Genomic DNA, 20,813 nt, shown 5'->3' with positions numbered 1-20,813 from the left:
GTCCACATCGACCATTATTGACCAAAAAGCCGCTTTTTTTTAAGCGGCTTGCTATTTTCAATTTCATACATGACCATATGCTAAATTTTACTTAAAACATACGGTGAACAAATGGAAAAAATCATTGTTGCAATATCTTCTCTTGGATTTCTAGCATTCATACTAGGCTTAATAAAACCTAAATTAGTATTAATGCCAAACAGAAAGGTGTCATCACTTGTCTATTTAGCGGTTTTTATTGGTGCAGCTATTTTAGGCTCAGTATTATACCCTAAACCCTCTAATACAGTGGTTTCACCAAAAGAAAATGACCAATCCAGTTTGACCGAAGAAAAAAAAGAACCTGAAACAATAAAAGAAAAACCATTTAAATATAATGAGTTATCATTATCAAAGTATAAAATGGAGTACAAAGAAGACCGTGAGAAAATCATCAAAAACTACATAGAACATAAACAATTAAATCCACAAGATACCGACCTCTTTTATAACTGCATTAGTCAAATTTCTTACACCAAATCCCCTGACCTAAACCTTAATGATACTCTAGGTTGGTGTTATGCTGACTTTATGCGCGATCCAAAGTCACTAAATGACCGTGTAAACCTTGATACTTTTATGTCAAATTTCAGTAAGTTTAGTGGTGCATATAGACCACTCGAAAAATTAATTAAAAATAATATGGATGATGACAGTAGCTACAAGCACGATGAAACGGATTACCGATTTGTTTTTGATGCAAAGCCGCCTTATGCAGTCGTTAGCACCATTTTCAAAGGTAAAAATTCCTACGGTGCAATTGTTAAAGAAAATATAAAGGTTAAGGTGGATTTAGCTACAGGCGATATTTTAGAAGTTATCCCTCAATAAAAAAACTTAACCCCTCTCATGAGGGGCTATTTTCATATCATCAACGAAAGTTGATTCTCGCCATAATGACTTTTCGGAAATGCATCACCAGGTAATTTAAAATCAGATGGTAACGGTTGAGGATTGGGTATCGTTAAATAGCGTTCGACACTTTGTAATGTCGTAAACGTACAGCCACATAAAACATTTTGACATTGATGATAACTGCGTTTTGTTTCTTCTGTTACTGGCTCGCTGGTGCGAGTGTAAGATGCGGCGCCGCATTTTGGACAATTAAACGCCATTGTAAAGCCTTGGTTCTTGGGTTTGCCTAACCTAATTATAACACGATATATCAATTGGCTGAATTATCACCGTCTATCATATTATCATTATCAATTTTTAACTCTAATTCTAATTGTGTTTGGAACCCGTTATCGCTGATTTGATGCACTACGCGAGAAATGATCCACTGGTGACTATCGATAACCGTTTTAAATCCAATCACCGATGCAGGCATTTCAGGGTATAAATCAGCCCTCCCTCGCGCAAGTGTGATATTAAATTCCGCTGCACCTCTTTGAAGTTTTAGCCACTTTGCTGCTGCTGCCCGTTTTGCGGTTTCTTCGGTCTTATAGGTCTGGCGCATCACATAAATATTACCGTCAGCCCCCTCTAGATATTCACCCTCTTTACTACTGGATTTCGCCTTTTTCTCTTTTTTAGGTTTAGTCGTTTTTTTCTTTTTGCGCTTCACACTCGTTGCTGGCTTTTTGCCAAAATTCAAATCTAGCCAATTGGCTTTAACGCCAGTGTAGGCGTCACGGTCTGCGACTCTAAAGCTGTGTTTGTCACCCACATCACGCTTAATCACCACTTCGGGTATTGGCGTTCCGCTTTGTGTTAAGCCACGGTTGGGAATAATAAACAGTAAGTTACCATTTTTAATCGTCGCGATTGCACCGAGCATTTCAGCCATGCGCGATAAAAAACTAATATCACTTTCGCTTGTTTGGTCTGCGTGATCGATTTCAATATCAATTAACTGTTTACTAACTGCAGGCGTCAAGTTATAGCGCCCTGCTATTGCACTCACGACTTTACCAACTTTGATATCGTGCCAACTATATTCACGTTTTACGTTAAATTCTTGGCGAAAATCTGCCGACCTGGCAGTGATAATAATTTGGTCTGGTGCTCCACTATGGCTAATTTCATCAACCGTAAAAATACCTTTGTGGGTCAATGGCTCTCGTAACCAGCCAATAGCAACACTGACCTCAACACCACGGGGCGGCAGTTCTATTTTTCCGTCAGTATCATCAATGGTGATTTCTAATGTATCCGCCTCAAACCCGCGATTGTCGGTTATCGTCAGGCCAATTAGCCGGTCATTCAAACTCAGTATTTGCTTACCGCCTATCGTGATATCAAACGCCGGTTGTTTCACTAGCTCAGAATCGAAATATTGCTCAAACATAATCCTCTCCCCGTATGCCGACACTTTCCCATATCGCGCGCGCGAGTTGATATAGCTTTCTCTTGTTACATCAATACGACAAGTCAAACCGCATGATTTTGCAGGTTTTTATTAAGACAATAGTGTGACTGATATTATTCTAGTGAGGCTCAATTATGACTTATCATCACGGCGTGGAAGTCAAAGAGACAACAAAACTCACCACATTAATTCGTGACTTAAACACCTCAACAATTGGTGTTGTTTGTACGGGTGATGATGCGGATGAAAGCTTGTTTCCTCTCGATACACCCGTATTAATTACGCGTATTAATAATGTGTTAGGTAAAGCAGGTAAAACCGGCACATTGTATAAAACACTCAAAGCCATTTCAGACCAGTGCAGCCCAAAGGTAGTTGTTATTCGCGTTGCTGATGCTGCCAATGCGAAACCCGAAAATGGCGAAACAAAAACACAAGACCAGCTTGTGATTGGCGGTAATGGTGCAGACGGACGTTACACCGGTATGTATGCCTGGTTAACTGCTAAAGCGAAAGTGGATGAACAGCCACGCATTCTTATTGCACCTTGGCTAGACACTAAACCCGTTGCGCTGCAAATGGCTATCTTTGCTGAAAAATTAAAAGCATTTGCTTATGTTTCGGCAAATGGCTGCATCACTATTTCAGAAGCAAAAGAATACCGTAAAGATTTTAGTCAGCGTGAAGTGATGGTGATTTATCCTGATTACTTAGGTTTCAACACTGAAACGGGTAAAAACGAAGTCATTGCGGCGCCGGCTATTGCTGCAGGCTTGCGTGCTCGTATTGATGATGAGCAAGGTTGGCATAAATCATTATCAAATGTTCCGGTTAATGGCGTACTGGGTATTTCGGCTGATGTGTATTGGTCATTGCAGGACAAAGATACTGATTCAAACGACCTCAACGAAAAGGGCATTACCACCTTAATTAAGTACCAAGGTTATCGTTTTTGGGGCAACCGTACCTGTGATGAAGATATCTATGTATTTGAAGTTTATACCCGCACGGCTCAAATTTTAGCTGAAATGATCGCAGAAGCACATTTTATCTATGTAGACAAACCGCTTACCCCATCATTAGTGAAAGATATTCTTGATGGTATTCAAAAGAAAGGGGATCAGCTGGTTACGCAAGGCCGCTTACTGGGCTTTAACTGCTGGTATGACCCTGCAGCCAATCCAACAACACAATTACGTGATGGTCACGCCATCATTAAATATAAATATGCGCCAGTACCACCGCTTGAGCGTCTAGGTTTAGAGCAGACCTTCACCGATGAGTATTTCGCCGTATTCAATCAATTAGGCACAGGAGCGTAACACATGGGAATGCCTAAAAAACTCTATATGTTTGACCTTTTCATTAACGGTCAAACCTACCTTGGACAAGTAGAAGAGGTCACGCCCCCGAAGCTGACATTGAAAACGGAAGATTACCAAGGTGGGGGAATGCTCGGCGCCGTTGCACCGCAATTCGGCTTTGAAGCTGGCGCGTTAGATATGGATATCACGATGGGTGGTTTAAATATTGAACTCATCAAAGATTGGGGTAGCACCATCGACGGTACACAATTCCGTTTCGCCGGTTCTTACTATGATGATTCAACGGGTGAAACAACCGCGTATGAACTTCAAACTCGCGGACGTTTTAACGAACTTGACCAGGGAACCGCAAAAGCCGGCGATAACACCCAGCACAAGTACACGCTGAAAAATACCTACTGCAAGATCACGGCTGACGGTGAAACCCTCATTGAGATTGATTTACTCAATATGAAATGGATTGTCGGTGGCACCGATCGCCTTGCAGAGCACCGCGCCAATATTGGCCACTAATTTTTGATAGCGTCACGTTGTGGCGCTAATCCCCCTATTTTGATGGAGAATAAATAATGTCTATTGTTAAATTTAATACCCCGGTAAAAATCCAAGGCGGTCGTGAAATTGAAGAAGTGACGATCACTGATACGATGCGCCAAGCAGGTGCCTTACGCGGTTTAAAATTGTGGGAAGTGGCAACGGGTGACGTTAACTCACTGATCACACTATTACCTCGCGTTACTCAGCCACGACTTACAGAGCAAGATATTGCCTCAATGCCAATTGATTGCTTTGCTCAGCTCGCCAATGAGATTGCAACTTTTTTAGCGCCGAGTGCCCCTCTCGACGAGACGGACGCACAGGAAAATTAATCCCCGAAATACCCGCAATCGATATTGATGACATCATCGCAGATATTGCGATGGTGTTTCACTGGCCACCCTCCTCTTTTGATGAAATGACAATTTCAGAATTGATAAAGTGGCATAGGCTCGCGGCGGTTCGCATAGGACAAAACGAATGACAGATCGCAATCTCAACATTCGGGTATCTCTCAGCGCTGTAAACCGCCTTACATCACCGGTTAACGCTGCACAACGCAGCGCTGCCGGTTTTGCTTCTCAGATCAAAGCCACACAAAATAGCATAAAAAGCCTTTCAAGCCAGGCTGGTACATTTGACCGGCTCTCTCAGTCTGTTAAGCGTAATAATACGGCTTATGAAGAAGCAAAAACAAAAGTTAAGGCACTACGTGATAGTTACCCCGCATTAAATCAACGTACCGAAGAACAAAAGCGCGCCCTGGAGCAATCAAGGCTTGCCCGTGACCGTTTAGGCCGCTCACTGGATAGTGAAAAACGAAAGTTACAAGCTGCTGCAGCACAATTATATCGCCACGGTATTTCGGTTCGTAGTAGTGATAATGCTACAGCACAGATAACAAGACGCACTGAAACCTATAACCGGCAACTTGAAATGCAGCGGCAACGGCTTACATCAGTTACTCGCGCACAGTCTCAATATGCAAAAGCAAAAGAAGTACGCGGTAAGCTTGCAATGGGCGGTGCTGCCGCCACCGCAGGGGGAGCCGGTTTTTTATATGGCGCATCCCGTCTTATGGCGCCAGGCTTTCAGTTTGATGAGGGTATGTCAGGCGTCCAAGCATTAACCCGACTTGATAAAAACTCGCCACAACTTGCCATGCTACGAGAACAAGCTAAAGAGCTTGGTGCAAGTACCGCCTATACATCAACAGATGCCGCATCAGGCCAAAAGTTTTTGGCTATGGCAGGTTTTACCCCCGATGCCATTAAAGCGGCATTACCCGGTGTTTTAAATATGGGCTTAGCCGGCGATATGGATCTCGGTGAAGCCTCAGATATTGGCTCTAATGTTTTAACGCAGTTTAAGCTTGACTCCGACCAAATGAACCGCGTGTCAGACGTACTTACCGCTACATTCACCCGAAGCAATACCGATTTGCGTATGCTCGGTGAAACGATGACGTATGCAGGACCTGTTGCCGCACAGCTTGGTGTTAGTCTTGAAAGTATGGCAGCAATGGCGGGTGCAATGGCAGATAACGGTATTCGCGGCTCTATGGCGGGTACATCAATGCGCGCTGGCTTATCCCGACTGGTTGCCCCACTCGGTAAAGGGCAAGCCGCTATGACCGCCCTGGGCGTTTCTGTGAACGATTCTAACGGAAAGTTACGCGATACTGGTGAAATATTAAAAGACGTAGGTAAAGCATTACGAAAGTATGACTAGGCTAGCCAAATTCGCATTAAAAAAGATATTTTTGGCGAAGAGGCCATGGTTGGCATGGGTGCGGTTATCGATGCCACACTCAGCGGTCGATATGACGAACTGCATAACGCGAATAAAGGGGCAAAAGGAGAAGCAAAAAAAGTTGCTGACGTTAAGGTTGATAACCTATCAGGGGATATCAAACAATTAGATTCTGCTTGGGAAGCTCTACGAATATCAATCGCAGAAAGTGTTGATGCACCGTTACGCAATTTGACGCAAACCGTCACCAATTTCATTACTAACCTGAAAAACTGGACAGAAAAACATCAGGGATTAACAAAAGTTTTAACCTTTGGTGCAATGGCTATTGCTGCGATGGTCACTGCTTTGGGCGCTTTAGCGCTTGCCGCTGCGGCTGTCCTTGTTCCATTTGCTGCCATGCGGCTTAGTCTAAACCTACTTACAGGTGGACAAGGCTTACTCGGTGCTTCAGGTGCATTCTCTAATTTCTTCAATGTGATCAAAGTTGGTAGCTCTATTGCACGTGTTGCGCTCTCAGCCCTGTTTAGTCCAGTAGGTTTAGTTGTTGCCGCCCTAGTAATTGCTGCGCTCACCATTTACAAATATTGGGATTATATTAGTGCATTTTTTAGTGGCTTCTTTACAGGGCTAATGACGGGTTTAGCACCTATAAGAGATGCATTTAGTGGTGCATTTTCTGTTGTTGCCCCCATTTTTGATGAAATTTGGATAGCTGTAAAAAAAGTATGGGAATGGCTCTCGGATTTATTTTCTCCGATTAAAGCCTCAGATGAAGCGCTACAAGCGTGTACCAGTGCAGGTGAAACGTTTGGTGAAGTAGTTGGCATTGCAATTAAGGCTTTATTAACACCAATAACAATGGTTGCCGAGGGGATAGGCTGGATACTTGAAGCGTTAGGCATGGCTCCACAAGTTGCCAATGATGCCGTCAATCAAATCAATAAAATGAAGCCTGTTGAATTGACTGCAGAAACTAAGACCGCAATGGATGCGTTCAGCTCACCATTACAGAATATATTTTCTGTTATCAAAGCGGGCAATCAAGTACAAGAAAAAACTAGCAAGGAAACAGAAAAGCATAATGATGATGTAGCAAAAGGCAATATCACGCCACCTAAAGTCAAAGCCCCTGAATTTGGTACTGATGTTTATAAACCTGGTGGTGATAAATCAAAAATCTCAGGTAGTGGTGGCGGCTTATCGACACCCGATAAAGAACTACGCGATCCGAATAAATTAGGTGAAATTGTTTTTAAAAACTTCCCTGCAATTAAAGCGGTTGATGGGCTTTACCAAGACCCAACGATGGGAAGAGTATCTGTACCTAATGTGATTGCAAGTTCTGATATTGAGCCGGCTAAAATGGAAATGCAACGCCCAGTTAAGCAAGATATCAAACAAGAGGGAAATAAATACGAATTGCATTTTCACGGTGTTGATATGAAAGATGCAAAAAATATCGCGTCCATTGTTCGCCAGGAACTGGAAAAACTTAAACGTGAAACCGATACGCGCCGGCGTTCCCTCTTAACCGATATAGGATAATCACCATGATGATGATTTTTGGTATGTTTGTTTTTATGCTAGAAACCATACCGTATCAAAACTTACAGCGGTCTATGAGTTGGCGCTATGCTAAAAATGACCTTATCGGGCGTTCTGCATCTTATCAATACATTGGTGCCGGCGAAGATAAGATCACATTAACGGGCGTTCTTGTTCCCGAAGTGACTGGCGGTGATATTTCCCTGGAACTGTTACGCACATCTGCTTATCGTGGGCGCCCTTATCCACTGATTGAGGGTACAGGAATGATTTATGGTATGTATGTCATGGACAGCATGAGTGAGGGTAGAACGTTATTTTTCGGTGACGGTAAAGCCAAGCGAATCGAATTTACGATTACGTTGACCAGGGTAAATGAGGATTCGAGAGAGAAACTAGCCGGTATGGATTTAAACGATATACTTTCACTTTAGTTTATAAATAGTTAAGGGGCGAAACGCCCCTTTTTTTATTCTGGCTTTATAGGCCAGTTGATATCGGGCGCTGTTGAAGTATCGACACGATTGAGATAAACACTGTATTTTTGCCAATCAACTAATGATGCGGATTCTTCAGTTGTTGCAATACCTAAATTTTCAGCGTATTGAAGCGGTGCAATCGCATTATTAGCTTCAGCTAATAATGACTGCTTTTGCTGCTCTGCTTCTGCGATTAGCTGTTCTTTTGGTATCGGCGGGTTTAAATGCACGTCGATTTCTTTCTGTGACATTTTCTTTGAAACACTAAGGTTGTCTCTAATATCAAAGAAAACAGGCAACATTTCATCATATTCGCTTTTCAGAGATTGATATTCTGCGTCGATTTGATTGAAAAGTGTCAATTTTTCTTCATGCATTGACGCCTTTTCATCAACAATCAGTTTAAGCTCTTGCAGCCTCTCCTCGTGCTCACCGTGCCACTCTTCGCTATATTCCTCATCAGGCTGCATTTGAGCAAGTTCAAGCTCAAATGAGGCAATGGCTTGATTAAGCAATGATTCAGCATGATGTAAGTCATTTTGTGCATCAATAACGAGCGGTTCTTTTTCCGGCAGAGTTTTCTCCAGCGCATTTAATCTATCCACCTGCACTAAATCCAACTCAGTGTATGCGTACACATCACTATCTTTATTTTTAAAGTAAATCATTATGCTAACTCCGACCAATGAAGAACACTTCCAGACATGCTGACAACGTAAGTTGCCCCTGAAGGAACAATCGCTGTACCATAGTCATGCTTTTCGAAAGGTTTTTTAACGACAGTCCCATTTACGGTGATCGTGGGGGATGAATCATTTCCTGCAACTGAAATCATTATTGCTTTGTTGCGGGAGTTTGTGTACGTAGTGCCTTTTGTGCGCTCATTGGTAACATCTCGCCACACTTGGTTAAGTCCAAAAGTCCTATCTGAAACTGCTTTCTGACTCATGACGTAAGAATCTGATGTTCCTGAGGTTTGCACAACTTGACCTGTAGTCAGCGCGGTAGCGCTGCCCGTTCTGATGAAGCCGTTGGCATCATTGGTGGTGTTAAGTGTTGTATATGAGGATACCCATCCCAACCAAGTACCGGCTGATAATGAATTAGTCCAAATGTCACCTTTTCGCCCCACTGCAATGACTGTACCGTAGGTGGTGCTACCTCGTGAAATCCACCAATAATTATAATACTCGGCCGTGGGTGCTCCCGTTGCCCCTGCGGCAGTGAGGTAAAACCCTGATTGTTTGTTAGGTAAATCAATAAGTGGGTTTGTTATTTGCTCCGCTTTGCCGCCAATTCCTGACTCTCCGACAGGCAAAAGCCGAGTACCATTAATTAATGCGGCATCTTTGACAATTTGTAGATGTGTATCAGCTCTGTCATTCCGGATGGCAAAGGTATCCGCTGACGCCCCTGAGCTACCAAATCCAATATAACCCGCGCGTTTACCACTAAATTCATCCAACTGAATATAAGAGGCGCTTCCATCGGTTAATGGGGTAATATTAATTGCGTCACCATTACGTTTAACCGTAATTTTGCCTGTAACCGTTCCACCCGTTTTATCAAACTTTAATGCAAGTTCCGCGTTCGATTCCTCTTTGCTGTGCGCCCCAACATCCGCAGCATTCAGTGTAATATCTGTGTTTAACGGTTTATTATTGACTTTGCGTGTATTCGGCACACGGCCGTTTGCGTTAGTGTTCGCATTATTTGCAGCCGTCTGCGCTGTTGCTGCATTGTCAACCGCAGTATTAGCCGTTGTTTGAGCGCTTAGGGCGCGTTGATTGATTTCCGTTGCTAACTTTGGTGTCACAGCCTTGGCATTGTCTGCACTTAGTACATCAGCAAGTTGTACCATGCCTTTAGCGGTAGTGCTCGCGTCGGGGTGTTTACGGCTTTTTTCGTGCTCATCAACGCTTTTTTTCACTGAATCATCAACATATTCACGTGTTGCTAGCACTACAGACGGATCAATTTTTAGTGTGACTGATTCGGTGTGGCTAACAATTAATACGATACGAATAGTTTGCGTGCGTCCTGAGCCCTCGGCTAATTGCGGCTTATAGGTCTCAGGGCTATTCGCCACCGCAATTAAATTCCCGGCTTTATCAAATAGCCCTATCTCACGTATCCACCAACCGCCGTCTTGTTCCGGAATAATTTGTTCAGCAATAATTTGATTTGGGTTTTTCTCATCAATAAATAACGTATTGATAGCGGCTCGGCGTTTTTCAGCAATTAACTTTGTTTGATTGGTGTCAGGTGTGGGTAGTGAACCGCCACCGTCACCCACTGACATATGGGTTAATTCAAGCTTTGTGCCTAGCGCGGTGGCTTGGGCTAATAAGTTCTCACCTAACTTAGTGAGTAGAGCAAAGTATTTCATTGTGGATTAATCCTCATTTCATCTATTAGGTGAATAGCTGCGCCGCGAACATCAAGGCTAGAAACAGAAATTAAAGGTGGGGTATAGGCATAAACAGTGAGCGAATCACCGGTATAGCTTGATGCGGCACAATAAAACGCACCTTTACTTTCAAGCTGAATAGTGAGCCCTACAAGGTGACGGCTCGCCGGCTTAGCATCAAAAATTAACGCTTCTAATTCTTGATACATTTCCTCGGTGATACCGGTTTCCAATACGCCAATATCAAGGCGAAACGTGCCCGGGGTTTCGTTGGTTTTCCACCACTCGACAACACGAATCAAATAACCGAGCGGTTCAACCACGCGGCGTAATGCGCCTATCGTGCCCTTGTGTTTGTGAATAAACATCGCCGCCTTGACCGCATCGCGCTTGGCTTTTTCTGTCCAGTTTTTATCCCACCGGTCAACACTGAACGCCCAGGCTAAATACGGCAGTAAATGTACAGGGCATAAATCAGGGTTCCACAGCTCACGAATTGGCACAGGTACTTTTTCAAGTTGAGCGCAAGCCTCTGCCGCTGCAATTTCCAGTTTGGATGAACCAACGGGCAACAATTGGCTACTCATCGGAACCACCTAACATCACATTAATATTGGTGCAGTAACTGGCCTGCGTTTTATCCAGTTTGATATCTGCAGCCGGCTTTTTAATTTCAACACGCTGCACACCTTGAACATGCAAGGCCGCATAAATGGCACTTAGTACAATGTCACGGCCTAGCCGGTGTTGTTGTGTCGTATACCGCTTTAGTTGTGCTTCTGCAGCTTCGGTGATGGGTTCATATTCAGGTGCAGGGTAACAATAGATCACGGCTTCGATTTCATAATTCATTATCGCTGCAGATTGAACGGTCACTCGGTCAGCCACTGGCCTAACATCTTCATCATTTAAAGCCACATTCACTTTTTCAATCAAATCAACCGGTGCGGTGCCGTTCCCCTCACGGGATAACACCGTAACAGTGACATAAGCCGGCTTTGGACTAATCACGGATGCATCAGCAACACGACCATCAGCAGAGCGTGCATGATATTCATAGCTACCAATAGGACCCGCCACACTCAACGCTTCAAATGCACCAGGGATGCGTACCCGTAAATCTGAATCGGATTCATACTCTGGCGGGATGGATGGGATCGCATTTTCATCGCCAGCAAATAACACTAATCGCTTAACGCCATTATTGGCGGCTAACTGATCAAGGTCTGTGCCCATTGCAAAAGCAACCATTGAAGCTCTTGCCGCCTCATTAACACGTTTCCGTAAAAGTAACTCGCGATAACAGTTGACTTGTAATAGCTTGACTAGCGGCTCAGACTCTAATTCTAATGTGCGCGCAATAGCGGCTCGCTGCTCTTCCGGTGTTGCTTCAATCAATGCCGCTTTGTGCTCTGCAAATAAAATTTCAAAATCTAGTGTTTCGACAACGTCCGGGGGTGGCAGTAAGCTTAAATCAATCGTTGGCATGGTTTACCTCACTGGAATTGTCGTTACTAAAGGTTGACCGTCATTTTTCATACACTGCAGATAAAGCGTTGTAATTCCTTCATCACTTTTTTTCACTTCAATTTTTTGCAAACTGACTCGAGGCTCCCAACGCAATAACGCCATGTAACACGCACTCATTATTTTTAAACGCAATGATTTGTTATCAGCCTGATCAATTAGCTCCATCAGGAAAGAACCATACTCACGGCGCATCACTCGCGAACCAATTGGTGTGATTAAAATGTCATTAATGCTCTGGCAAATATGCGCATCATCATTGATTTGCCGGCCTGTATTTTTATCAAATCCGCCATACATCATTGAGGAGTATCCGTTTGACTGCCGCCACGCTCAACACCACTATGTTTATGATCATGCAAAGTGATGCCATTCGATTTAATGCTGCCCTTCGTATGATTAAAGTTACCGGTCATTTCACCGCCTTTTTCAACATTCAACGTGGCACACGTCAGATTGTTTGAGCACACCACTTTCGGTGTATTAAAATTAATTTGATTACTGGCATTAACAATTACGGTTGGTGCAGTTGCGTCAATTTCATCACTGGCACTAATAACGGCTTTTTTAATACCGGTCACAGATAATTGCCCCGTTTCTGGCTCGTACTCAATCACGGAACCATCACTAAACGTCTTATGCATGGCCTCTGCTGAATGGCTTGGGGCATCATGATTGAAGCTATACAGCGAGCACAAAATAAACGCAGTACTGAGTTCACCACCAATCGCACCGATTAACACTTGCTCGCCAACACTTGGCGCCCACCAAGAGCGACCCGCACCGGCTCGGTCTGTACCAAACATGATCCAATCTGTGAGATTTTCACCCGTTTTCACACGACACACTTTTTTCTCTAAGTCGATTTCTGCAACGATACCGACTCGCAAAATATTAGAAATTAGGCGTTCAAGCTCATTAATATTCATTTCGCACTCATTAAATCTTGATAAATAATTTCAAGTAATCCAATGCGTTCATGGGGCGACAAGCCTAATAATTCACGTTTTGGATATTGCGTTTTTGCCAGTTCGTTGATTGTTCCGTTTAGTCCGTATTGGTGCTGTCGTGCAATCGCGGCGGCTCGCCCTTGAAAACCGACAACGGCAGCGGCAGGTGTTGATTGCATCCGTAAAAATTTGGCGGTTCGTAATCGTTGAAACATAGGATCAGGCCGCTTAGTGCTTCGCTTTGTTTCAGATAAATTAATGGCTAAAAACTTGTCAATATCACTGCGATAAAATGACCTTAGCGCACCTCGCTCTTCATCAAAGCCAGTGATCATGCGACCATTACGCCCTTTTGTACTGCGCCAGCTACGCAACCGGCGAACCTCACCTTTATACAAAAATTCAACGCTTTGTTTTGAACGTAATACTTTTGTTTTTCTTGTCTTATATGCTGAATCATCAGGGTTTTTCTGGCTTCGAATACGTTTTTGCTGGTCTGTTCTAATTGCTTTTGCCAGTCTGGCTGATAACCGGCGGCGATAAGCTGGGCTTGCTGTTGAAAGCAACCGCGATAATTCATCATCTAACTGTGCAAATAGTGAATTTTCATTACTCACGATTACCCCCTCTTTTATCTAGGCTGAAATTTAGGTTCCGGCAGATGGGTGATCACATCTTTACCGCTGGAACTATCAACAATGACTCGCTCGGTCACTTGCAAAACAATCAAAATATCGGCGGTATCGTTATCTAAAATATCAGCATCAAAACGAATACCGGCTTCGCGTTTATCAGGGTTAAAAATCAAATCAGGCTGCTGCTCACGAACCCACTTCATCACTGGCAACGTTAAATTATCCAGCGGGTTCGGGTAGTCCATTGCCAATACATTCAATTTGTAGCGATACAAAAATGAATTGCTCGCCGTTCCGGTTGCAATGACTTGCCCCTCAGTCACATAGACTTCGAGTGCTTCGGTGCTTTGCTGAAAAAACAGGTCGCTTTTTGCGATAAACTCTCTTAACAATTTCGGTTTTAACATCACTGCCCCCGATAATGTTCAATGGCACGAAGACAACGCTTTTCCAAGCTTGGCTTATCCACTTTGCAACTGTTATCTATTGAAATATAAAAACTAAACCAAAAAAATGTACACAGATATAAAATAATTGCGATAAAACATAATGCTTTTTTCATGGCACTAACCTGCATTGTTTTTCAAGCTTTATCGCTCTGGTCTGCCAATAATCTAATTTTGTTTGGTCGCTAATAATTCCGCCTCTGATATCGTAAATAAGCTGTCCAGCTTCTGTAGAGAATCGGATTTCGGCTCCATCGCCCACGCTGCCGCTGCCGGTATTTCGGCTTGCTGACAACTCACAGGTAGCAAGGTCGGCTTTGGCGAACTGCAACCGCTTATCACCATTAACAAGGGAACGACGAAGACGATCATTTTCATTAAGTGCATGTTTAAGTTTTCCTGAATATTCCGTATCCAATGTAGCGGCGGTACGTTGCGCTGATTTCATACGCTCAATCACGGCATCACTGTGCATCTTTGCTTCAAGGGCTATCGCGGTAATAGTCGTTTCATGCATAGCCGTTTGTACCGCTATTTTTTTGTCGTAATGCCATTTACCCACAATCACCAACAATGCCAGGCCAATAATGAGATACGTTGAAAGACCGTTTTTATTCATCATCAAGCCCCCAACACGCTAATGCTGACTCTTGACCACGTCGTTGTACTTGCCCATAGCAGCCGTCTTTCTGCCCTTTGGTTTGGCGACAATCTTTACCACCATCAAAAATCCAGCGTTTAATTTCCTGACAAGCGCCTTTTTTATCGCCGCTGTTGAGCTTTTTATAAAATGTCGAACTAAAGCATTTACCAGGACCGATATTGTATGGACAGAAACTGGCGATACCGGCGACTTGAGCGTCTGTTAATGGCACTCTGACATGACGCAACACCCAATTAACCGCCTTTTCAGCTTCAATTCGATTTACTTTTGCGCATTGTTCATCCGTCATTGTCATACCTTTTTTTACTGGCTTGTCATCTATCTGCGTGACACCTCGGCATATTGTCCAAACACCGCCGGCATCTTGATAAGACGTTAGTAAATTTCCTTCCTTTTCATCAAGAAACTGGTCAAGAATTGCAGTTGCACCGGCACCACTCAATAACAAGCCAATCATTGCTTTACTGAATAAATTCAAGTTATTTTGTCGCATTACAAGTCCTGTTTAGGTGCTGTGATAAATTCTTTCACTGACTCAGTGGCGTTGCCTAATTCGCTTTGTCTTTTTAAGGTGTCCACATAATCTGCCCATATCTCCGTCCTTTTTTGCTGTGAACGGCGATTAAGCAAATAATTCAAAACGCCCAAAACCACACTGACAATAAGCCCAAATAGAAAACCAATTTCATAAAGCGTAAAACCGGAAAAAAACGCACCAACTGTGGCGAAAAAGTAGGTAAGTCTGCTGTTTACTTCGTCCATTCCTAATCCCACAACTGAATAATGTCTTTCTGTTTAGGCTCGGTAATGTCTGGCATATCAACCCATTGACCAGCTTTTAATTCAGTTGTCAGACACAAACCAGGGTTAGCATTTAAAACTTGCTCAACAACGCCTTGTGTTCGTCCGTAGTAGCGAAAACACAATAAATCAACGGTATCACCTTGATGTGCCTGAAATTTCATTATGCTAACTCCGCAATCATGCGTTTCTCGCCGGTCAAATCACGGATTGCGTTTTGTGTATCACGCTTCAAATCATCAATTTGAGTACTCAATGCCTCTGCGTGCTTTTCTCCATCGCGTGTTGTGTCAATATCACGATAGTTTTCAATCAAATAAGCTTTTGTGTAGCTGTACACTGCATGACGATATAAAAATGTATGCTTAGTTTCGTTATTTACGGGCTGTGAAGGTATTTTTCCCAATGAATCAACCACTTGTTCACTTTTCCACTGATTTAATAAGTCATTAACATAAATAACTGAATTCGTTGTTGCATGCTTCAACCTTGCCGTTGTTACCGTTCCATTGATACGCATCGCCCAACGGAGATCAGATAGCCTAATTTCTGGGTAAAACGGGATTGTTTTAACGACTTCACCCTGGTCATTGATATCGATTGTTTCATCTGTTGGCGCAATGGTTTTCTTAGCAACTAGCCCGTTCATTTGTCACCTCAATAAAAAACGGCGGTGGACGATGAAAACAAAGTTATTCGCCCTGTCTCATCGTGCCGCCGTGGCACACGGGGGTGCATTTGGTTAAGACGCGGCTTTTTTCCGTGTCGTTGTTGTCTTTTTCGTGGTGGCTTTCGTCGCTGTCGCCTTTTTAGGCTCTGACTTTTCGACGTTTACAGGCTCTACTGGCGGCGTGTCGTCTTGTTTTACTGAAACTTTTTTAATTTCACGCTGCAGTAATTCAATATCACGCTTAACACCAACTTTTTCATGCAATAACAATGCGCTTTGCATCAATTCAACGGCCTGCGACTTGTCGTTAATGTTGTCATTTAAACGTAATGTATAAGCTAATGATTTATAGAGTTTTGCACGGACTTCATTAGGCACATCATACGTTTTGGTTATCTCGTTTAAACGCTCTAACACATTGATAGAAATTAATTTTTCTTTATCAACACTTGCAGCAAATAATGTCAGCGCTTTATCACAAATTTCATCAATCACCATTGTTGCCGGTGTGCGGTTATAGCGTTCTGGCAATGGCAAGTTATAAGCAAGAACGTAATCCGCCATATCAAGCGCACGATCATAATTTTCACAGTCAATTTGCCAAACAAGAACGGTTGTAAAAACTTCATCCGATTGCCCTGTGTTGGCAGATAACACGCCATCAATCCAAGGCTCGTACTGATCAAGAATCGTTTTTTTGTACTCAATTTTGAATTCAGTGCCTTGAATATAGCTAAGCCGTGTCTGGTCATGACGTAAGCGGTGTAAAATTTGGTCGTATGCCGTCATATTTTCGGTTGTTTGTTCGTCGCCTCGGCGCTCTGCCATTGTTTTACGCCAATGTTGCTGCGCCGGTGTTAGTTGTTCCATTACACATCCCCCGAGAAAATACCGATATCACAGCGATACCGGTGGTTTTACTGTTACTCGCCGCTTTCAGCACCAGCAAACGTCACACCCTCTATCAAACAAGCTAAACCGTAATCTTCTACAGCATAACCATCGTTACTTTGTGCATAAGTCGCGATTCGGTTGTACTCTGGCTCATTTTTAATAAAACGAGTTAATTTTCCTTTCTGCCAGTAAAGCGATAGGTTTTTCATGGTCGTAATAAAGACAGCGCCGTCAGGTAAATAAGGCACTTGAACAGAAGGAATACCGCCTACTGAACTAAGTTTTAATAGTTCATTACCTGCGAGTAATTCCATGTTTGGATTTTGCTGGCTATGCTGGTTGATAACCTTGAAGTTTTTTTGTGTCACCAGTTGGCGGCCTACAATCGCAACAAGTCCAGCCGCATTGCGATGCCACGGATCAATCAAACTATTTACTGCATCGTAAACAACAGCATCAATATTGGCATATTGACCTTTTGTAATGATTTTCCCATCTTCATCGCGTGAAGTTAGTGTGACCCCTTTCATTACTCGCTGAGGTGCTCGGTCACGCATCAACTGCAGCCAACCGATATTGACATCTTGTAATAATGGATTTGCTAGGCGGTCTGATTTCAGTTCGCATTTTTCACCATTAAAACCAATCATCAGACGGTCTAGTGCTTCACGCTGTAAAATTTGCTGATTAATCAGATTTTGAAATTCAGGGTGACCCGCCCAGGCATCTAACTGTGTATAGGGGATCATCGTGTCAAAATTGGTTTGCTCACATGAGTAACGATTAGCATTTAAATCATTTACTGACTGAGGCTCACGACGATCAGATGTTGAGGTATTACGGCTCGCAATTGGTTTGTTAACTGCGATAAGAATGGTTTCACCTTTTTGCTCAGTCACACCAAACGAATTGATTTCTTTTAAGAAAGGGTGATGTTCCATCACTGCCTTTTCAATTTTTTGCTGCACAGACGGATCAACTGTAAATTGCAATTTATCATCGGTGCGAATGGTATTATTCAAACGCGCTTGATTATCTAGGTAAGATAAAAACGCCTTTTGTACTTCTGGTGTATATGACATGTTGGTCATTCCTTAATATCGGGTTTAATTAATATTCAGACTGAACAAACCCGCCGTTACCGGTGGAAAGTTGACGTTGTTCACCGCCTGCATCAGTATTAGTGAGCTGTGATTTCAAGGCTTCAAGTTCCTGCGTCAACTTATTGATATCGCTGGCTTGAGTTTCATTTTCAGCCTTGAGCGCTTCTACCTCTTTTAGTGCTTTTGCACAGGTATCTGCAGTCAGGCTAATCCCCTCTCTTAGGGCGGCGACTTCTTGACTTCCGGCCTCTTTCTGAATACCAAGTATTTTTTTAATACCTGCAACAAATTGATCTGATAGCGTTAGCTGGTCATTTTTTTCCTGTATTGCCGCTGCAGTTAGCTTCACCATCGTTTCAAGTGATGCCGTATAGGTATTATTCGCATCTACGGGTAAACCACGTTCTCGGTTGCTCAACTTGATAACCTGTGTACCAAACGCTGCCGGCGTATCTGTCAATGCAACGCCTGTTAAGTACGCACCTTTAGCAGCATCATTCGGGCAATCAGGTAAGAATTCGATACTTGAAAATATTTTTTGGCCGCTTTGATTGAGTGCAACTAATCCAGCGTCTTTAATAGGGTCGATTGTGGCGGTAATTTCTAGCGCCAATTTTCCCTTTAATGGACCATCTTCCAGCTCTATTGCACGAACAGAATCAACCATTGAAAAGTGACGCCATTGGCTATCAGGATAAATACTCGTGATGTGTTCTAAATTGATGCGAGCCGCATATAGTTGCGTACTGTAGTTATCAGCCATCTGTTTGATTTGGTCACGCGTAACAGCAAAGCCGTTAAGTGTTCCGCCCTCAGTGCAGACGATGACTTGTAGTGTTTTATTGTCCTTTGACATTGGGTTTTCACTCCGAAGATAGCGACAATTCCGTGTGCTTATATCTTCGCAAGTGATTGTTTCAGTTTCAAAACCTTTGCCTTGTCGTGTCGATGTGACAAGTTAAAATTATGGAGGTGTACGCGCGCGATGTGGGAAAGTTGATACATGATGACAGACTCACTACGCGATCCGAGACAGGAAGCGAAAAGCCTCTATTGGCAGGCATACAGCGTTTCACAAATAGCCACTCACTTAAATGTGAGTGCTAACACTATTTATTCGTGGCGCCGGCGGGATAAATGGGATGAAACCGAGGCCATGCAGCGCCTTAGCAGTGAAACTCATGTCCGTATTTTACGTTTAATGTCAAAAGAAAATTTGACCGCCCATGACTTCAAAGTTCTTGATTTTTTAGGTCGCCAGCTAGAACGCTTTAACAAGTCGAATGAACAGCACGAAACAGAAAAGAAACCGAAAGCCCCGAAAAATCATTTCACTGACGATCAAATAGACCAATTACGCGAACTTGTGCTGGATTCGCTCTATGAACATCAAAAGAAATGGTACAAGCAAAAACACCGCCGCAATCGAATGATTTTAAAGTCACGGCAAATTGGAGCGACCTGGTATTTTGCCAGGGAAGCATTAATCCATGCGCTAGAAACAGGTAATAACCAAATATTTCTATCAGCAAGTCGCGCCCAGGCACTACAATTTAAAGTCTTCATTCAAGCACTTGCAAGGATTGTCGGCGTTGAATTAAAAGGCGGTGATAAAATCATTTTAGCCAATGGCGCGACACTATTTTTCCTTGGTACGTCCGCAGCTACGGCGCAGTCATACACTGGCGATCTCCATTTTGATGAGTTCTTTTGGACAGCTAACTTTATGAACCTACGTAAAGTCGCCGCAGCTATGGCAACTCAAATAGGCTTGCGCCGTACTTACTTTTCGACGCCATCATCAGAAGAGCATGAAGCCTATCCGTTTTGGACAGGTGACTTTTTTAATAATGCGCGCGCTGAAAGTAAAAAAATTCTCATTGATACCAGCCATAAAACACTAAAAAACGGTCAGTTAGGCGGTGATAACATCTGGCGTCAAATCGTCACTATTCATGATGCGCTTAACTCTGGTTTTGACCTCGTTTCCCTGGAAGAAATCGAAAGCGAAAACACCCCTGATGATTTTGAAAATCTATATAACTGCCAGTTTGTTAAAGCCGGTGAACGTGCCTTTGATTACAACGCCCTTATTGCACGTGGTGTTGACGGGTATAACCGTGACGTTTGGCCTGATTGGAAACCTTATACACATCGCCCTCTTGGTAATAAACCTGTGCATATTGGAGCTGACCCTACAGGAACCGGTGGCAATGGTGACGGCTTAGGCATTGCCGTTCTATCTCCACCTGCAGTCACTGGCGGTAAATGGCGTGTGGTTGAAGCATTACGTTTTCGAGGTATGGCATTTGAAAAGCAAGCTGAGGAAATAAAAAAACTGACATTGCGCTATAACGTCATAGGGATCACCGTTGATGGTACAGGTGGTACAGGTGAAGCCGTTTATGAGTTAGTTAAAAAATTCTATCCTGCCGCAACAATGATTGGTTATTCAGCGCCCGTTAAGCGGTTGATGGTGCTCAAAGCACAAATGTTAATTCGTAACGGTCGCCTTGAATACGATGCCGGTGCGCAGCATATCGCATCATCATTCATGACAATCAAAAAAGTGATTACACCAGGCGGCATTGTTACTTATACATCAGATAGAACACGCGGCATTGATCATGGTGATATTGCCTGGTCAATCATGAATGTTTTATATGGCGAGCCTATTGGCAGCGAAACCGCGAACGAAGGTTCGTGTATATCGGAGTTTTAA

General features: G+C 43.2%; 25 protein-coding genes and 1 pseudogene. 8 read left to right on the top strand and 18 right to left on the bottom strand.

What is annotated here, in order from left to right; all coding sequences use genetic code 11:
• Positions 1-111 precede the first annotated feature (111 nt).
• The gene (locus ACTH6U_RS11350) at positions 112-870 is read left to right on the top strand and encodes a hypothetical protein (protein WP_287479275.1); all 759 of its coding nucleotides are present in this window, start codon (positions 112-114) and stop codon (positions 868-870) included.
• A gap of 32 nt (positions 871-902) precedes the next feature.
• Here ACTH6U_RS11350 and ACTH6U_RS11345 read toward each other — a convergent pair whose 3' ends face one another.
• Together ACTH6U_RS11345 and ACTH6U_RS11340 are read right to left on the bottom strand one after the other, a co-directional pair.
• The gene (locus ACTH6U_RS11345; protein ID WP_353735431.1) at positions 903-1,154 is read right to left on the bottom strand and encodes an ogr/Delta-like zinc finger family protein; all 252 of its coding nucleotides are present in this window, start codon (positions 1,152-1,154) and stop codon (positions 903-905) included.
• A 50-nt stretch (positions 1,155-1,204) separates the two neighbouring features.
• The gene (locus ACTH6U_RS11340) at positions 1,205-2,329 is read right to left on the bottom strand and encodes a phage late control D family protein (protein WP_287479276.1); all 1,125 of its coding nucleotides are present in this window, start codon (positions 2,327-2,329) and stop codon (positions 1,205-1,207) included.
• A gap of 155 nt (positions 2,330-2,484) precedes the next feature.
• Here ACTH6U_RS11340 and ACTH6U_RS11335 point away from each other — a divergent pair, with 155 nt between their 5' ends.
• From ACTH6U_RS11335 to ACTH6U_RS11310, 6 genes and pseudogenes are all read left to right on the top strand, one after another.
• A complete protein-coding gene (locus ACTH6U_RS11335; protein ID WP_441832232.1) occupies positions 2,485-3,672 on the top strand; it encodes a phage tail sheath subtilisin-like domain-containing protein in 1,188 nt (395 codons plus the stop codon).
• A gap of 3 nt (positions 3,673-3,675) precedes the next feature.
• Complete coding sequence (locus ACTH6U_RS11330) at positions 3,676-4,188, top strand: phage major tail tube protein (RefSeq protein ID WP_287479280.1); 513 nt, start codon at positions 3,676-3,678, stop codon at positions 4,186-4,188.
• A 56-nt stretch (positions 4,189-4,244) separates the two neighbouring features.
• A complete protein-coding gene (locus tag ACTH6U_RS11325; protein WP_287479282.1) occupies positions 4,245-4,544 on the top strand; it encodes a phage tail assembly protein in 300 nt (99 codons plus the stop codon).
• Positions 4,544-4,696, top strand: a complete 153-nt coding sequence (locus ACTH6U_RS11320; protein WP_441832248.1) for a GpE family phage tail protein — start codon at positions 4,544-4,546, stop codon at positions 4,694-4,696. Before ACTH6U_RS11325 ends, ACTH6U_RS11320 begins: the two co-directional genes overlap by 1 nt.
• Positions 4,693-7,512, top strand: a pseudogene (locus ACTH6U_RS11315) (phage tail tape measure protein). Before ACTH6U_RS11320 ends, ACTH6U_RS11315 begins: the two are co-directional and overlap by 4 nt.
• 5 nt (positions 7,513-7,517) lie before the next feature.
• Positions 7,518-7,946 carry a phage tail protein gene (locus ACTH6U_RS11310; protein ID WP_287479285.1) on the top strand — a complete coding sequence of 143 codons (429 nt, stop codon included), beginning with the start codon at positions 7,518-7,520 and terminating at the stop codon, positions 7,944-7,946.
• Between the two features lie 35 nt (positions 7,947-7,981).
• Here ACTH6U_RS11310 and ACTH6U_RS11305 read toward each other — a convergent pair whose 3' ends face one another.
• The 16 genes from ACTH6U_RS11305 to ACTH6U_RS11230 all read right to left on the bottom strand — a co-directional run bounded on the left by ACTH6U_RS11305 (position 7,982) and on the right by ACTH6U_RS11230 (position 18,947).
• Positions 7,982-8,659, bottom strand: coding sequence for a tail fiber assembly protein (locus tag ACTH6U_RS11305; protein WP_441832231.1), 678 nt, complete (start codon positions 8,657-8,659; stop codon positions 7,982-7,984).
• Complete coding sequence (locus tag ACTH6U_RS11300; RefSeq protein WP_441832230.1) at positions 8,659-10,380, bottom strand: phage tail protein; 1,722 nt, start codon at positions 10,378-10,380, stop codon at positions 8,659-8,661. The genes ACTH6U_RS11305 and ACTH6U_RS11300 overlap by 1 nt, the downstream gene beginning before the upstream one ends.
• Positions 10,377-10,988 carry a phage tail protein I gene (locus tag ACTH6U_RS11295; protein ID WP_441832229.1) on the bottom strand — a complete coding sequence of 204 codons (612 nt, stop codon included), beginning with the start codon at positions 10,986-10,988 and terminating at the stop codon, positions 10,377-10,379. The genes ACTH6U_RS11300 and ACTH6U_RS11295 overlap by 4 nt, the downstream gene beginning before the upstream one ends.
• Positions 10,981-11,889 carry a baseplate assembly protein gene (locus ACTH6U_RS11290; protein WP_441832228.1) on the bottom strand — a complete coding sequence of 303 codons (909 nt, stop codon included), beginning with the start codon at positions 11,887-11,889 and terminating at the stop codon, positions 10,981-10,983. The genes ACTH6U_RS11295 and ACTH6U_RS11290 overlap by 8 nt, the downstream gene beginning before the upstream one ends.
• A gap of 3 nt (positions 11,890-11,892) precedes the next feature.
• Positions 11,893-12,231 carry a GPW/gp25 family protein gene (locus ACTH6U_RS11285; protein ID WP_287479295.1) on the bottom strand — a complete coding sequence of 113 codons (339 nt, stop codon included), beginning with the start codon at positions 12,229-12,231 and terminating at the stop codon, positions 11,893-11,895.
• A complete protein-coding gene (locus ACTH6U_RS11280; RefSeq protein ID WP_287479297.1) occupies positions 12,228-12,857 on the bottom strand; it encodes a phage baseplate assembly protein V in 630 nt (209 codons plus the stop codon). The genes ACTH6U_RS11285 and ACTH6U_RS11280 overlap by 4 nt, the downstream gene beginning before the upstream one ends.
• The gene (locus ACTH6U_RS11275; RefSeq protein ID WP_287479299.1) at positions 12,854-13,495 is read right to left on the bottom strand and encodes a phage virion morphogenesis protein; all 642 of its coding nucleotides are present in this window, start codon (positions 13,493-13,495) and stop codon (positions 12,854-12,856) included. Before ACTH6U_RS11275 ends, ACTH6U_RS11280 begins: the two co-directional genes overlap by 4 nt.
• Positions 13,496-13,509: 14 nt before the next feature.
• On the bottom strand, positions 13,510-13,920 hold the full coding sequence (locus ACTH6U_RS11270) for a phage tail protein (protein WP_287479301.1): 411 nt from the start codon (positions 13,918-13,920) through the stop codon (positions 13,510-13,512).
• 151 nt (positions 13,921-14,071) lie between these two features.
• Complete coding sequence (locus ACTH6U_RS11265) at positions 14,072-14,521, bottom strand: lysis system i-spanin subunit Rz (RefSeq protein WP_441832227.1); 450 nt, start codon at positions 14,519-14,521, stop codon at positions 14,072-14,074.
• Positions 14,522-14,570: 49 nt separating this feature from the next.
• A complete protein-coding gene (locus ACTH6U_RS11260; protein WP_441832226.1) occupies positions 14,571-15,116 on the bottom strand; it encodes a lysozyme in 546 nt (181 codons plus the stop codon).
• Positions 15,116-15,385, bottom strand: coding sequence for a hypothetical protein (locus ACTH6U_RS11255; RefSeq protein WP_287479304.1), 270 nt, complete (start codon positions 15,383-15,385; stop codon positions 15,116-15,118). Before ACTH6U_RS11255 ends, ACTH6U_RS11260 begins: the two co-directional genes overlap by 1 nt.
• Before the next feature lie 2 nt (positions 15,386-15,387).
• Positions 15,388-15,588, bottom strand: a complete 201-nt coding sequence (locus ACTH6U_RS11250) for a tail protein X (RefSeq protein ID WP_287479305.1) — start codon at positions 15,586-15,588, stop codon at positions 15,388-15,390.
• Positions 15,588-16,073, bottom strand: coding sequence for a head completion/stabilization protein (locus tag ACTH6U_RS11245; RefSeq protein WP_287479307.1), 486 nt, complete (start codon positions 16,071-16,073; stop codon positions 15,588-15,590). Before ACTH6U_RS11245 ends, ACTH6U_RS11250 begins: the two co-directional genes overlap by 1 nt.
• 93 nt (positions 16,074-16,166) lie before the next feature.
• On the bottom strand, positions 16,167-16,964 hold the full coding sequence (gene gpM, locus ACTH6U_RS11240; protein ID WP_287479309.1) for a phage terminase small subunit: 798 nt from the start codon (positions 16,962-16,964) through the stop codon (positions 16,167-16,169).
• A 53-nt stretch (positions 16,965-17,017) separates the two neighbouring features.
• Entirely contained in the window at positions 17,018-18,070 is a 1,053-nt protein-coding gene (locus ACTH6U_RS11235) for a phage major capsid protein, P2 family (protein ID WP_287479311.1), read from the bottom strand.
• A 28-nt stretch (positions 18,071-18,098) separates the two neighbouring features.
• Positions 18,099-18,947, bottom strand: coding sequence for a GPO family capsid scaffolding protein (locus ACTH6U_RS11230; protein WP_287479313.1), 849 nt, complete (start codon positions 18,945-18,947; stop codon positions 18,099-18,101).
• Positions 18,948-19,094: 147 nt separating this feature from the next.
• Between ACTH6U_RS11230 and ACTH6U_RS11225 the strand changes: the two genes are divergently transcribed.
• A complete protein-coding gene (locus tag ACTH6U_RS11225) occupies positions 19,095-20,813 on the top strand; it encodes a terminase large subunit domain-containing protein (RefSeq protein ID WP_441832225.1) in 1,719 nt (572 codons plus the stop codon).

The organism is Providencia sp. (genome assembly GCF_052096715.1).
GTDB lineage: Bacteria > Pseudomonadota > Gammaproteobacteria > Enterobacterales > Enterobacteriaceae > Providencia.
This window is presented reverse-complemented; position numbering and strand designations above follow the sequence as displayed.